This window comes from Streptosporangium sandarakinum, from assembly GCF_013409935.1.
In the GTDB taxonomy this organism is placed as follows: Bacteria; Actinomycetota; Actinomycetes; order Streptosporangiales; family Streptosporangiaceae; genus Streptosporangium; species Streptosporangium nondiastaticum.
In genome coordinates, this window is sequence record NZ_JACCCO010000002.1 from 1,679,389 (window position 1) to 1,693,158 (window position 13,770).

Here is a 13,770-nt window from a genome sequence, read left to right on the forward strand (position 1 = left end):
GGACATACTGTGTCACCATCTGCAGGCTCGGAGAGGCGCATGCCGTACTACCGCATGGTGGGAGAGGTCCCCCGCAAGCGACACGTGCAGTTCCGGCGGCCCGACGGCGGGCTGTACGCCGAGGAGCTGATGGGCGAGGAGGGCTTCTCCAGCGACTCGTCTCTCCTCTACCACCGGCACCTGCCCACGGCCATCCTCAAGTCCGAGGCGGTCGAGCCCACGGCGGCGACGGCGCTGACGCCCAACCTGCCGCTGTCGCCCCGGCACTTCCGCACCCAGGACCTCCCGGTGAACGGCGACCTGGTGACCGGGCGCGGGCTGCTGGCGGGCAACGCCGACGTCCGCATGTCGTACGTCGCGACCGAGACGCCCAGCGAGCTGTACCGCAACTCCATGGGTGACGAGTGCGTCTACATCGCGAGCGGCCGGGTCCGGTTCGAGTCGACCTACGGCGTGATCGAGGCCGGCGAGGGCGACTACGTCGTCATCCCGACCGGGACCATCCACCGCTGGGTGCCCGAGGGCCGGGTCACGGCCTTCACCATCGAGGCCGCCGGGCACATCCGGCCACCCAAGCGCTACCTGTCGAAGCACGGGCAGTTCCTGGAGCACGCCCCCTACTGCGAGCGCGACCTGCGCGGCCCGCAGGAGCCGCTGATCGTCGAGGGCGAGGAGGTGCCGGTGCTGGTCCGCACCCGCGGCGGGCTGACCCGGCTGGTCTACCGCAACCACCCGTTCGACGTGGTCGGCTGGGACGGCTGCCTGTACCCGTTCGCGTTCAACATCAACGACTTCGAGCCCATCGTGAAGCTCACCCACGCCCCGCCGCCGGTGCACCAGACGTTCGAGGGCCCGAACTTCGTGATCTGCTCGTTCTGCCCCCGGCCGCTGGACTTCCACCCCGAGGCCATCCCGATCCCCTACAACCACCACAACGTCGACTCCGACGAGCTGATGTTCTACGCGGGCGGCGACTACACCGCGCGCCGCGGCTCGGGCATCGACGTCGGCTCCATCTCGCTGCACCCGGCCGGGTTCACCCACGGCCCGCAGCCGGGCGCCGTCGAGGCCGTCATCGAGGCCGTACGGCAGGGCCACTCGACCACCAGCGAACTGGCCGTGATGGTCGACACCTTCCGCCCGCTCGACCTGGGGCCGGCCGCCCTGTCGGTCGAGGACCCCGCCTACGCGTGGACCTGGGCACGATGAGCCTCTTCGAGGCCCTCGTCGACGACGCGGGGCTGTTCCCGCCCACGGCGCTGCCGATGGCCGACGCGCTCCGGCGGCACCGCGACGACCTGGACGCGGGCAGCCCGGTGCTCACCCACCGGTTCCTGTGCCCGGCGAGCCGCCTCGCCGAGCTGCGCGCCCACCTGGAGCAGGCGGGATTCCCCGGCGCGGGTCCCCGGGCGGCCGAAGCCGACCAGGCGGGCCGAACCGAGCGGGCGGACGAAGCGGGCCGTACGGGCCGGGCCGGGCGGGTGGCGGAGCCGATCCGGCTCGGGCTGATCCTCGACACCCCCGAGGTCCCGCCGCTCGACGGCCTCACCGTCGAGCTGGTCGAGGTGCCGGGCGGCCGGGCGGTCACCCTGGACATCCCGGCGCGGCAGTTCGTCGAGGTCACCGCGGCACAGTTGCCGATCGACCCGCCGCCCGGGGTCGGGCTGAAGATCAGGTGCGGCGGCCTGACGGCGGCGGCCTTCCCCACCCCGCGGGAACTGGGCGCCTTCATCACCCACTGCGCCGAGCGCGGCATCCCGTTCAAGGCGACGGCGGGCCTGCACAACGCGGTCCGCCACTTTCATCCGGGGCTGGGCACCGACCGGCACGGCTTCCTCAACCTGGTCCTCGGGGTCTGCGCGGCGGTGGAGGGCCGCGACCCGGTCCCGGTGCTGACCACCACCGACGTGGGCGAGCTGGTCCGGCTCGCGCAGGCCGTACCGGACGGCACCGCCGAGCGCGCCCGCCGGCTGCTGGTCTCCTACGGCTCGTGCAGCACGAGCACGCCGATCGACGACCTGACCGCCCTGGGGCTCATCGGTGCGCAGCCGGCCGCGACGGGGTACGGGACCGGGGCGGCCGGCGCGGCCACCGACCCGGCGACGAGGGAAGAGCCGCCGACCCGATGACGAAGAAAGAGGAGGAAGCGTAATGTCCTGGGGCCTTTCCAACCTGCCCTACGGGGTCTTCACCCGGAGGGAGGGTGAGACCCCGCGCGTCGGCGTGCGGTACGGCGACCACGTGCTGGACCTCGCCGCGGCCCTGCACGACGAGGTGTTCGCCACCGGGTCGCTCAACGCGTTCATGGCCCGCGGCGTCACCGCCTGGCGCGAGACCCGGACGCTGATCCAGAACAGGCTGAGCGACGACCCGGCGGTCACCGCGTATCTCGTCCCGCTCGCGGAGGTGCGGATGCATCTGCCGTTCGAGGTGGCCGACTACGTCGACTTCTACTGCTCGCTGGAGCACGCCTCCAACCTCGGCCGGATCTTCCGCCCGGACGACGAGCCGCTGAAGCCGAACTGGCGGCACCTGCCGGTCGGCTACCACGGCCGGGCCGGGACCGTCGTGCCGTCCGGCACCCCGATCGTGCGGCCCTCCGGCCAGCGCGGCGCCGGGACGTTCGGCCCCTCGGCACGGCTGGACATCGAGGCGGAGCTCGGCTTCGTCGTCGGCACGCCGACCGGCCTGGGCGAGCGGGCGGGACGCTTCGAGGACCACGTGTTCGGCGTGACGCTGGTCAACGACTGGAGCGCCCGCGACATCCAGGCGTGGGAGTACGTCCCGCTGGGCCCGTTCCTCGGCAAGTCCTTCGCCACCTCGGTCTCGCCGTGGATCACCCCGCTGGAGGCGCTGTCGGAGGCCCGGGTCGCCGGGCGGGAGCAGGACCCCGAGCCGCTCGGCTACCTGCGCCGCGAGCGGCCCTGGGGACTGGACCTGACGCTGGAGGTCCGGCTGAACGGCGAGGTCGTCTCCCGCCCGCCGTACCGGGAGATGTACTGGACGCCCGACCAGATGCTCGCCCACATGACCGTGAACGGCGCGAGCCTGCGCACCGGCGACCTGTACGCCAGCGGCACGGTCTCCGGCTCGGAGCCGGACCAGCGGGGCTCGCTCATCGAGCTGACCTGGAACGGCACCGAGCCGATCAAGCTGGCCGACGGCTCGGTCCGTTCGTTCCTGGAGGACGGGGACACGGTCACCATCTCCGCGACCGCCCCCGGGCCGGGCGGCGAGGTGATCTCTCTCGGAGAGGTGTCGGGCACGGTCCGGCCGGCCCGGTGAGCCGCCTCGCGCGGACCCCGGTCCGCGCGAGGGGGGAGGCCGGATCCCGCGGTCCGCGCCCCGCGGGATCCGGCCGCGTCCCGCGGGCGCGGCCCGCGCGGCTCAGCCGCGCCCGTACGCGAGGATTGCGCGGGTCATGGCACGGCGCGCGGCCCGCGCGGTTCGGCCGCGCCCGGTGCGGGGACTCCTGACGGCTCGCCGGTCCCGTCATACCGTAGGAGAAGGAACCTCTCGGGCATCTCACTCGTTGTAACAAGCAGGAGGGCCGGCGTATGGACGAGTGGACCATCTGGTTGATTCTCGCGGCGGTGCTGGGCATCGCCGAGATCTTCACCCTGACCACCGTCCTGGGCCTGCTCGGCGCCGCCGCCCTCTTCACCGCCGCCGCCGCGGGGCTCGGCCTGCCGGTGCCGCTCCAGCTCCTGGTCTTCGCGGCCGCGTCCGCCGCGGGACTGCTGGGGGTCCGCCCGATCGCCAGGCGCCATCTCCGGCAGCTTCCCCAGAGCCAGCGGTTCGGGGTCCAGGCCCTCGTGGGTAAGACCGCCTACGTCCTGCGCGAGGTGACCGGCCAGGACGGCCGGGTACGGATCGGCGGGGAGGAGTGGTCGGCCAGGGCCTACGACGAGACACTGGTGATCCCGCCGGGGGCGGTCGTGGACGTCATCGAAATCGAGGGCGCGACCGCGCTCGTCTATCCCCGAGAGTGATCCTCTGACCGACTCACAGACTTCCCGGATGTGACCATGGACCCATTGCTGCTCGTCGGCCTCCTCATCGTCCTGTTCGTGGTGTTCACCGTGGCCCGCTCGGTGCGCATCGTCCCGCAGGCCAGGGCCCGCAACGTGGAACGGCTCGGCCGCTACCACACCACGCTCAAACCGGGTCTGAACTTCGTGATCCCGTACATCGACCGGGTCTACCCGATGATCGACCTGCGCGAGCAGGTGGTCTCCTTCCGCCCGCAGCCCGTGATCACCGAGGACAACCTGGTCGTCGAGATCGACACAGTGCTGTACTTCCAGGTCACCGACCCGCGGGCCGCCGCCTACGAGATCGCCAACTACATCCAGGCGATCGAGCAGCTCACCGTGACGACCCTGCGTAACGTCATCGGCTCCATGGACCTGGAGATGACGCTGACCTCCCGGGACACGATCAACAGCCAGCTCCGCGGAGTGCTGGACGAGGCCACCGGCAAGTGGGGCATCCGGGTCAACCGGGTCGAGATCAAGGCGATCGACCCGCCCAAGACCATCAAGGACGCGATGGAGAAGCAGATGCGCGCCGAGCGGGACAAGCGCGCCGCGATCCTCACCGCCGAAGGCCAGCGGCAGTCGCAGATCCTCACCGCCGAGGGTGACAAGCAGAGCGCGATCCTGCGCGCCGAGGGTGAGCGCAGCGCCGCGATCCTCAAGGCCCAGGGCCAGTCGCAGGCCATCGACGAGGTCTTCCAGGCGGTCCACCGCAACGACCCCGATCCCAAGCTGCTGGCCTACCAGTACCTCCAGGTGCTTCCCGAGCTGGCCAAGGGCGACAGCAACACGTTCTGGGTGATCCCCAGCGAGGTGACCTCCGCCCTGCAGGGCGTGTCGAAGGCGTTCACCGAGGCGCTGCCGCAGTCGTCCGCCACCCGGCAGGCTCCGGCCGTCAACGAGGCCGCCGAGCGGGAGATGGCCGCGGCACAGCGGGCCGCGGCCGAGGCGGTCGCGGAGGCCTCCGAGGCCGACATCGGCCCCCGCCAGCTCGGCCCCGGCGCTCCGGCCGCCACCGACCCGCTGGCCGGGCTGAACGAGGAGCGCCCGGCCGCCGCCGTCCGCCGCGACGGCGCGGGCGGGACCGGCGGGGGCACGGGCGGGACCGGCGCCAACGGCACCGGGGACCCGGCCGGTCCCGCCGGTCCCGGCGCCTGACCCCTCGTCCGCTCCCCCTTCGGGTTCCCGCCCGCCGTACGGCACCGCAGCGCCGTACGGCGGGCGGTGCCGTACGGGGGGGGCGGGAATGACCGGGATGATCCCGGGTAGGGAGGCCCCGTCTTTGCGAGCGTGAAGCAGCGCTGTGGGCGGGTTTAAGAAAAGCGCGATGGACACCTCCGGAGCCGACCGGGCACAGTGCGTAAGGTCGTAACCGAGGGGGGATCCGTATGAAAGCGCTGGTCAAGGCGAAGGCCGAGCCCGGTCTGTGGTTGATGGACGTACCGGTGCCCGAGGTGAGGCCGGGTGAGGTGCTGATCAAGGTGCTGCGCACCGGCATCTGCGGCACCGACCTGCACATCCGGAGCTTCGACGCCTGGGCGCGGCAGACGCTGCGCACGCCGCTGATCATCGGGCACGAGTTCTGCGGCGAGGTCGTCGAGGTGGCGCCCGGGGTCGAGGACGTCGCGGTCGGCGACTTCGTCAGCGGCGAGGGCCACCTGGTCTGCGGCAAGTGCCGCAACTGCATGGCCGGGCGGCGCCACCTGTGCCGCAACACCGTCGGGCTGGGCGTGAACCGCGACGGCGCGTTCGCCGAGTACCTGACGCTTCCCGCGTCCAACGTCTGGGTGCACCGCACGCCGGTCGACCCCGACGTCGCGGCGATCTTCGACCCGTTCGGCAACGCCGTGCACACCGCCCTGACGTTCCCCATGGTCGGCGAGGACGTCCTGATCACCGGGGCCGGGCCGATCGGCCTGATGGCCGCGGCGGTGGCGACGCACGTGGGCGCCCGCAACGTGGTCGTCACCGACCTCAGCCCCGAGCGGCTGGAGCTGGCCCGCAAGCTCGGCGTCTCCCTCGCGCTGAACGTCGCCGAGACCCCGATCGCCGAGGGCATGCGGCGGCTCGGCATGCGCGAGGGCTTCGACGTGGGCCTGGAGATGTCGGGCCACCCGCAGGCGCTCCGCGACATGATCGCCAACATGACGCACGGCGGGAAGATCGCCATGCTCGGGCTGCCCGCCGAGGAGTTCTCCGTCGACTTCGCGACCATCGTGACCTCGATGATCACCCTCAAGGGCATCTACGGCCGGGAGATGTTCGAGACGTGGTACGCCATGTCCGTGCTGCTGGAGAAAGGCCTCGACCTCTCCCCCGTGATCACCGACCGCTTCTCCCACCGCGACTTCGACGCGGCCTTCGACACCGCCGCGAGCGGTAAGACCGGCAAGATCATCTTGGATTGGACCGCCTGATGTTCGACAACGTCCGCGACGACCTGCGCGTGACCCTCGACGAGATCGCCTCCGCCGGGCTGCTCAAGCCCGAGCGGGTCCTCACCACCCCGCAGAGCTCCGGCATCGCCGTCGCCGGGGGCGGCGAGGTGCTGAACTTCTGCGCCAACAACTACCTGGGCCTGGCCGACCACCCCGAGGTGGTCGCCGCCGCCAAGGAGGCGCTCGACCGCTGGGGCTTCGGCATGGCGTCGGTCCGCTTCATCTGCGGCACCCAGGAGGTCCACAAGGAGCTGGAGACGCGGCTGTCGGAGTTCCTCGGCCAGGAGGACACCGTCCTGTACAGCTCGTGCTTCGACGCCAACGGCGGCGTGTTCGAGACGCTGCTCGACGACCGCGACGCGGTGATCTCCGACGCGCTCAACCACGCGAGCATCATCGACGGCATCCGGCTGTGCAAGGCCCGCCGCCTGCGCTACGCCAACCGCGACATGGCCGAGCTGGAGGCCCGGCTGAAGGAGGCGTCCGACGCCCGGCGCAAGCTGGTCGTCACCGACGGCGTCTTCTCCATGGACGGCTACGTCGCCCCGCTGCGGGAGATCTGCGACCTGGCCGAGCGGTACGGCGCCATGGTCATGGTGGACGACTCCCACGCGGTCGGCTTCGTCGGCCCCGGCGGCCGGGGCACCCCCGAGCTGCACGGCGTGATGGACCGGGTGGACATCATCACCGGCACCCTCGGCAAGGCGCTCGGCGGGGCCAGCGGCGGCTACGTCGCCGCCCGCCGGGAGATCTGCGCGCTGCTGCGCCAGCGCTCGCGCCCCTACCTGTTCTCCAACTCCCTCGCCCCGGTGATCACCGCCACCTCGCTGCGCATCCTCGACATGATCAGTGGTGACAGCGACGCCCGGGACCGGCTGCGCGCCAACACCGAGCGGTTCCGCACGAAGATGACCGAGGCGGGGTTCGACATCCTGCCCGGCGACCACCCCATCGTCCCGGTGATGATCGGCGACGCCGCCGAGGCCGCGGCGATGGCCGAGCGGCTGCTGGAGCGGGGCATCTACGTGATCGGCTTCTCCTACCCGGTGGTGCCGAAGGGCCAGGCCCGTATCAGGGTCCAGCTCTCGGCGTCCCACTCGGCCGAGGACGTGGACCGCGCGGTCGAGGCGTTCATCGCCGCCCGCGGCTGACCCCCCGCCCGGCCCGTTCCCGCGCTCCGTTCCGTCCTCGCGCTCCGGCCCGTTCCCGCGCTCCGGCCCGGGAGCGGGCCCGCGGCCGGCGTTCCGGAACGGCGAGGGGCGACCGGCCGGGGAACAGACCGGCACTACGCGCCGAGATAGGCCAGGACCGCCGCGACCCGCCGATGACTGTCGGGACTGTTCTCCAGCCCCAGCTTCATGAAGATCGCGTTGACGTTCTTCTCGACGGCGGAGACCGACAGGTGGAGCGCGCGGGCGATGCCGCCGTTGGACCTGCCGTGGGCCATCTCGCGCAGCACGTCGCGCTCGCGCGGGGTCAGCTCCTCCCCCCGGTGACCCCGTACGGCGCGGCGGGCCATCAGGGCCTCCACGACCTTGGGGTCGATGACCGAGCCGCCGCCGGCCACCGCCCGCACCGCGCCGAGAAGCTCCTCCAGATCACCGACGCGGTCCTTCAGCAGGTAGGCGAAGCCCTCGGCGCCGTGCTTGAACACCTCGAAGGCGTAGAGCGCGTCGGAGAACTGGGAGAGCACCACGACACCGGTCGCCGGGTGGTCGGCGCGGATCCGGTGGGCCGCGTCGATGCCCTCGAAGCCCGGCCGGAACGGGCCGCCCGGCATGCGGATGTCGGTGATGACCACGTCCGGCCGGAGCCTGCGCACGGCGTCCAGCAACTCGCCGGCGCTGCCCACCGCCCCGGCGACGACCGCCCTCCCGGACGTCTCCAGCAGTCTCCGGACGCCCTCGCGGACCAGGTAGTGGTCGTCGGCGACGACGACCCTCGGCCGCCCCTCGACCCGCTCCGGCTCAGTCATGGGCCGGCACCCAGGCTTGCACCCTCGTCCCCTCTCCCTTCGCGCTCGCCACGTCCAGGCCGCCGCCGAGCGCGGCCAGCCGGTCGGCGAGGGCCACGAGCCCGCGCCGGGTGACCGTCCCCGGGTCGAAACCCTCACCGTCGTCGGCGACCGTGACCCCCAGCCGCCCGCCGGACAGCGTCAGCCGTACGTCCACGGTGGAGGCCCGGGCGTGCTTGAGCGTGTTGGCGAGCGCCTCGCTCACGGTGAAGTACAGCGCTCCCTCGACCTCGTCGGGAAAGCGTCTCACACGCGACTCCGGGTCGACGCGCACCGTCGAGGGCACCGGCAGGCGCGAGCAGCGCTCCTCCAGGGCCTCGGCCAGCCCGCCCTGGCTGAGCACCGACGGGTGGATGCCCGCCGCCAGCTCCCGCAGGTCGTCGAGGGTCTGCCGGGCCTGGTCCCGCAGGAGCGTCAGCGTCTCGGCGTCCCCTCCGGTGGCCCTGGCCAGCTCCAGTCCGGCGATGAGCGCGACGACCTCCTGCTGCACGCCGTCGTGGATGTTGCGCTCGATCCGCCGCCGCTCGGCCTCCTGCGCGTTGACCAGCCGGGCGGCCAGCCCCGCGCTCTGGATCGCCAGCCCGACCGGTACGGCCAGCGCCCGCAGCAGCCGCCGGTCGTCGCGGGTGAGGCCGCCGTCCCGGGGCCCACAGGCGATGTGTCCCTGCCCGGCGGGGACGGTCAGCTCCGGCTCGCCCTCCTCCGCACCCGCCACGACCCGGGTGCCGTCGGCGAGCGTGACGGCCGCCCACCGGACGTCCAGGCCCGCCCGCACGGCCTCGGCCAGCCGCTCAAGCAGCTCGCCCGGCTCCGCCTCCTCCAGGCCGGGCGCCAGCTCCGAGAGCAGCTCGTCCACCGTGGGCCGCAGGTCGAAGACGAGGAAGAAGCGCGATCCCCGGACGCCCACCCGGATGTCGAGCAGGTTGTGCCGGAACACGGCCACCCCGATCACGGCGGGCAGCGCGCCCAGCAGGGGCATGACGAGGACTCCGGTCGCCGTCGACTCCGTGATGATGGAGAACGTGCCCAGCAGGAACCCGCCGAGGGTGACGGCGAGCCCGGCGGCCATCCAGCCGAGCCGGCGGCGCTCGGGTCCGGAGGCGCGACGGGTGCGCGCCGCGAGGGAGCCCAGCACCGCCAGCGCCGTGCCGAACACGGTCAGCTGCCCCAGTCCGGCCAGGCCCGCCACGACCAGCGCGCCCGGCCCGGTGACGCCGAGCGGGTTGCCGAGCGGCGAGATGACGTAGACGTCCTCCGGGAACAGCAGCACCCCCAGCCAGTGCGCGGCGATCGCCACCCCGGCGATCCAGGCCGCCACCCGCCAGCGCCGCGAGGGGAGCCGCCCGTCCGGGAAGAACAGCGGGACGAACACCCACGAGAGCCCGTAGAAAGGCGCGAACAGGGAGGACAGCAGGACGGCGAGGACGAGCGTCGGCATGGGCCGTCCCGCGCCCGCGGAGACGAGGAGGCCGACCCCGAGGGCTCCCAGGCCCAGGCAGTCCGCGGTGGCCAGGAGCAGCCAGCCGTAGAGGTTGTCCGGCCGCCGGTGGGCGACGAGCCAGCCCAGCGCGGGCAGCGGCAGCCCCAGCGCGACGAACGTCAGCTGGGCGAGTGGCGGGCTGCCCTCCAGCACCGTGCCGGTGACGATGCCGAGGATCGCCACCGCCGCCATGGAGGCGGCGAGGACGCGGGTCGGGGTCGGGGAGAGCACGGAACGCAGTGTGGTCCCCCGGGCGGCCGCCGTCTATGAGGTTGTCCTCACATCCGCCGGTGGACGGCCGCACCCCGCAAGCCGGTGGCTCGCCGGATACCCCCGCCCGGCGCGCCCTTCCTAGCGTGAGGGCCACGGCCGCCACCGTGGCGGTGGCGGCGGACCGCAGCCTTTGAAGCAGCCCATGAAGGAGACCTCCGTGCACCTCCGGCCCCGAACGACCCGCGCCCTGGCCTTGGCCGCCCTCGCCGTGGCCGCGCCTCTGACCGTCGGCGGAACCCTCCCGGCCACCGCGGACACCGTACGGCCCGCCATGGACGCCGTACGGCCCGCCGCCGCGCCGGCGCGGCAGGCCGCCGTGGAGACCACCCGGCGGACCACCGCGGAGGCCACCCCCGCGGCCACGGCCACCGCCGCCCCGGAGATCCCGGACAGCCCGGCCGGGCGGCAGCTCCGCTGGTTCCTGGACGCCACCACCCGGGCACCGCTCACCGCGGACGAGCTCGGGCAGCACGTGAACGCCGACTACCTCAAGCAGCTGACCGTCGACGGCCTCAACCGGTTCCTCAAGGGCCTGGCCGGCATCAGGCTCGAAGAGCTGACCAGGACCGACCCGGTCCTCCTGACCGGCACGACCGTCCTCGCCGGGCAGAGGTTCGACGTCCGGCTCGGCGTGGACGCCTCGGAGAAGATCAACTACCTGCTGGTCACGCCGTCGATCCCGCCGGCCCCCACCGGCTGGGCCCAGCTCGACGCCCGGCTCCGCGAGATCGCCCCCCGGACCGGCTTCCTCGCCGCCGAGATCGACCGGCGGGGCCGGTGTGAGACCGTCCACGGCGTCGGCGCGGACACCGCCCGTCCGCTGGGGTCGGTCTTCAAGCTCTACGTGCTGGGAGCGGTGGCGGACCGGATCCACGCGGGCAAGCTGGGCTGGGAGACGAGGCTCACCGTCACGCCCGACGTGAAGATCCCCGACGCGGACGGCCTCGGAGCCCGGCCGGACGGCAGCACCGTCACGGTCCGCGAGGCGGCCAAGCTGATGATCTCGATCAGCGACAACACCGCCGCCGACCTGCTGCTCAAGACGGCCGGCCGCAAGGCCGTGGAGAAGAAGGTCCGCCAGTGGTCCGGCCACGCCGAGCGGAACCTCCCCTTCCTCACCACGCGCGAGCTGTTCCTGCTGAAGGGCGTCGATTACCCCCGGCACGCCCGCGCCTACCTCGCGCGCGACACGCAGGGGCGCCGCGCCTACCTCCGCGACGTCGTCGCCGGCCTCCCTCTCTCGAAGATCAAGGTGTGGGAGCGGCCCCGCGAGATCGACACCCTCGAATGGTTCGGCTCCCCCCGCGACGTCTGCCGTGCCTACGCCGGCCTGCTCAAGCAGAATGACGACCGCCTCGACGAGGTGCTCTCGGTCAACGACGCCGGGCTCGGCCTCGACCCCGCCGCGTGGCCGACCGTCTGGTACAAGGGCGGCTCCGAGCTCGGGGTGCTGGACATGGCGTTCCTCGGGCGCACCGCCAAGGGGAAGACGTACGTGGTCACCACGCTGGCGAGCGACACCCGCGCCCCTCTCGACGAGGGCACCGTCGCCCCCGAGATCATCTCCCTCAGCAGGGGCGGTTTCGGCCTCGTCAAGTGAGCGGCCCGCCGGGTACGCGCACCCCGGGCGCTGCCCGACAATGAGGGGGTGATTGACACCCGGCGGCTGCGGACCCTGCGCGCGGTGGCCGACCACCGTACGGTCACCGCCGCCGCGGCGGCCCTCCACCTGACGCCGTCCGCGGTCTCCCAGCAGCTCGTCGCCCTGGAGCACGAGGTGGGGCACCGGCTGCTGGAGCGCGACGGCCGGGGCGTGCGGCTGACCGCCGTCGGCCGCATCCTGCTCGGCCACACCAACGAGGTGCTCGCCCAGCTGGAGCGTGCCGAGGCCGACATCGCCGCCTACACCACCGGTACGGCCGGCGAGGTGAAGACCGCCTCCTTCGCCACCGCGATCGGCCTCGTCGTGGCCCCGGCGGTGGGCGCGCTGCGGAGCAAGGAGCCCGGCATCCAGGTCCGCGTCCTCGACGCCGAGGGCGACCAGAGCCTCACCATGGTCCTGGACGGCGCGGTGGACGTCGCCGTGGCCGTCGAGTACCGCGGGGCACCGGCCGAGGACGACCGCCGCCTGTCGCGCATCCCGCTCTACTCCGAGCCGTTCGACGTGGTGCTGCCCGGCGACCACCCCCTCGCCCGCGACTCCGGGGAGCCGGGGGAGCCGGGGGAGGCCGGGGAGCGCGGGGATCTCGGCGAGCCCGGTGCGGCGATGCGGGAGGTGGCCGTGGCCGACCTGGCCGGGGAGACGTGGATCGGCCCCTACCCCGGCAACCCCTGCCACGACGTGATCGCGCTGGCCTGCGAGCACGCCGGGTTCACCCCGGAGTTCGCCCACTCCTCCGACAACTTCAGCGCGGTGGTCGCCCTGGCGGCGGCCGGGGCGGGCGTGGCGATGGTGCCCCGGCTGGCGCTGCGCGCGGCCGACCTGTCCGGCGTGGTGGTCCGCCCGGTCGCGGGCCCGGAGCGCCGGGTCTTCGCCGCCGTACGGCGCGGCGCCGAACGCCACCCGCTGCTGGTCCCCCTGCTGGACGCCCTCACCGACGCCGCGGCGGACCTGCGCCGGATCCCGCCCCGGTGAGAGGGCCGGGTCCGAAAGGCCACCGGCTCCGTCAGGCGGGTACGGCGCGCAGGAAGTCTTCGAGGATCTCGTTGAAGGCGTCCGGGCGCTCCATGTTGGGGTAGTGCGCGGTGCCGTCGACGGTGACCTCGCGGCCGTCGGCGACGGTGCGCGCGAGGCGGCCTGACATGCCGATGTGGTCGCTCGAATCGAGGCCGCCGCTGACGGCCAGCACCGGGACGGTGATCTTCTCCGCCCGCTCCCAGGTGCCGGTCACGGGCACCTGCCAGTCCCGCTCGGCGCCGGTGTGCTTGGCGACGGTCCGCATGGTCATCTCCCGCAGCCGCCGTACGACGTCCGGGGCGACGTCGTCGAGCGTGCGGTGCGGACCGGCCGCGAACAGCGTGAAGGCGTCCACCCAGCCGGCGACGTCGCCGGCGGCCAGGGCGCGGGCCTGCTCGGCCCTGACGCTTCCGATCCAGGGGTCGCGGAACTCCGGCTCGCTGGTCCCGGCGCCGACGGCGACCAGGGCGCGCACCAGTTCGGGGTGTTCGAGCGCGGTGTCGACCGCGACGGCCCCGCCCATCGACACCCCGACGAGGATCGCGGGGCCGGTGTCGAGGTGGCGCAGCAGCGCGGCGAGGTCGTCCGTGTGGCGGAACGGCCCGGTCGCGTTCGAGGACCCGCCGTGGCCGCGGGCGTCGGGGACGATCACCCGGTGGTCCCGGGCGAGGACCGGCAGCTGGTCGTCCCACATGTCGCCGCTCAGGAAGCCGCCGTGCAGCAGCACCACCGGCTGCCCCGCCCCGGCTTCGCGGTAGGCGAGACGACCGTCGCCGGTCGCGAACGTGAACGTGTCTGAAGTAACGGCCATGACAACCAAGGTGCCATCTTTGCGATGGTTTGACAACCAA

12 protein-coding genes are annotated in these 13,770 nt (G+C 73.1%); 9 read left to right on the plus strand and 3 right to left on the minus strand.

What is annotated here, in order from left to right; translation table 11 throughout:
- Positions 1 to 39 precede the first annotated feature (39 nt).
- The 7 genes from HDA43_RS26135 (at position 40) to HDA43_RS26165 (ending at position 7,626) form a co-directional block, all read left to right on the plus strand.
- The gene (locus tag HDA43_RS26135) at positions 40 to 1,209 is read left to right on the plus strand and encodes a homogentisate 1,2-dioxygenase (RefSeq protein ID WP_179826042.1); all 1,170 of its coding nucleotides are present in this window, start codon (positions 40 to 42) and stop codon (positions 1,207 to 1,209) included.
- On the plus strand, positions 1,191 to 2,129 hold the full coding sequence (locus HDA43_RS36090; RefSeq protein WP_312873539.1) for a hypothetical protein: 939 nt from the start codon (positions 1,191 to 1,193) through the stop codon (positions 2,127 to 2,129). Before HDA43_RS26135 ends, HDA43_RS36090 begins: the two co-directional genes overlap by 19 nt.
- Positions 2,130 to 2,151: 22 nt before the next feature.
- Positions 2,152 to 3,285 carry a fumarylacetoacetase gene (fahA, locus tag HDA43_RS26145; protein WP_179826044.1) on the plus strand — a complete coding sequence of 378 codons (1,134 nt, stop codon included), beginning with the start codon at positions 2,152 to 2,154 and terminating at the stop codon, positions 3,283 to 3,285.
- A 272-nt stretch (positions 3,286 to 3,557) separates the two neighbouring features.
- Positions 3,558 to 3,992, plus strand: coding sequence for an NfeD family protein (locus HDA43_RS26150; protein WP_179826046.1), 435 nt, complete (start codon positions 3,558 to 3,560; stop codon positions 3,990 to 3,992).
- 36 nt (positions 3,993 to 4,028) lie between these two features.
- Complete coding sequence (locus HDA43_RS26155) at positions 4,029 to 5,195, plus strand: SPFH domain-containing protein (protein WP_179826512.1); 1,167 nt, start codon at positions 4,029 to 4,031, stop codon at positions 5,193 to 5,195.
- Positions 5,196 to 5,425: 230 nt separating this feature from the next.
- Positions 5,426 to 6,454: an L-threonine 3-dehydrogenase gene (tdh, locus tag HDA43_RS26160; protein ID WP_179826048.1), complete on the plus strand. Its 1,029-nt coding sequence runs from the start codon at positions 5,426 to 5,428 to the stop codon at positions 6,452 to 6,454.
- Positions 6,454 to 7,626, plus strand: coding sequence for a glycine C-acetyltransferase (locus tag HDA43_RS26165; RefSeq protein WP_179826514.1), 1,173 nt, complete (start codon positions 6,454 to 6,456; stop codon positions 7,624 to 7,626). Before tdh ends, HDA43_RS26165 begins: the two co-directional genes overlap by 1 nt.
- A 134-nt stretch (positions 7,627 to 7,760) precedes the next feature.
- On the opposite strand, the gene HDA43_RS26170 is transcribed toward HDA43_RS26165, so the two are convergent.
- Positions 7,761 to 8,450 (minus strand): response regulator transcription factor, encoded by a 690-nt coding sequence (locus HDA43_RS26170; protein WP_179826050.1) that lies wholly within the window; start codon positions 8,448 to 8,450, stop codon positions 7,761 to 7,763.
- On the minus strand, positions 8,443 to 10,200 hold the full coding sequence (locus tag HDA43_RS36515) for a sensor histidine kinase (RefSeq protein WP_179826052.1): 1,758 nt from the start codon (positions 10,198 to 10,200) through the stop codon (positions 8,443 to 8,445). Before HDA43_RS36515 ends, HDA43_RS26170 begins: the two co-directional genes overlap by 8 nt.
- 199 nt (positions 10,201 to 10,399) lie before the next feature.
- Between HDA43_RS36515 and HDA43_RS26180 the strand changes: the two genes are divergently transcribed.
- Positions 10,400 to 11,842 carry a serine hydrolase gene (locus HDA43_RS26180; protein ID WP_179826055.1) on the plus strand — a complete coding sequence of 481 codons (1,443 nt, stop codon included), beginning with the start codon at positions 10,400 to 10,402 and terminating at the stop codon, positions 11,840 to 11,842.
- 48 nt (positions 11,843 to 11,890) lie between these two features.
- Positions 11,891 to 12,877 carry a LysR family transcriptional regulator gene (locus HDA43_RS26185; RefSeq protein ID WP_179826057.1) on the plus strand — a complete coding sequence of 329 codons (987 nt, stop codon included), beginning with the start codon at positions 11,891 to 11,893 and terminating at the stop codon, positions 12,875 to 12,877.
- 31 nt (positions 12,878 to 12,908) lie between these two features.
- Here the strand turns inward: HDA43_RS26185 and HDA43_RS26190 are convergent, their stop codons facing one another.
- Positions 12,909 to 13,730, minus strand: a complete 822-nt coding sequence (locus HDA43_RS26190) for an alpha/beta fold hydrolase (RefSeq protein WP_218912422.1) — start codon at positions 13,728 to 13,730, stop codon at positions 12,909 to 12,911.
- Between the last annotated feature and the right edge of the window lie 40 nt (positions 13,731 to 13,770).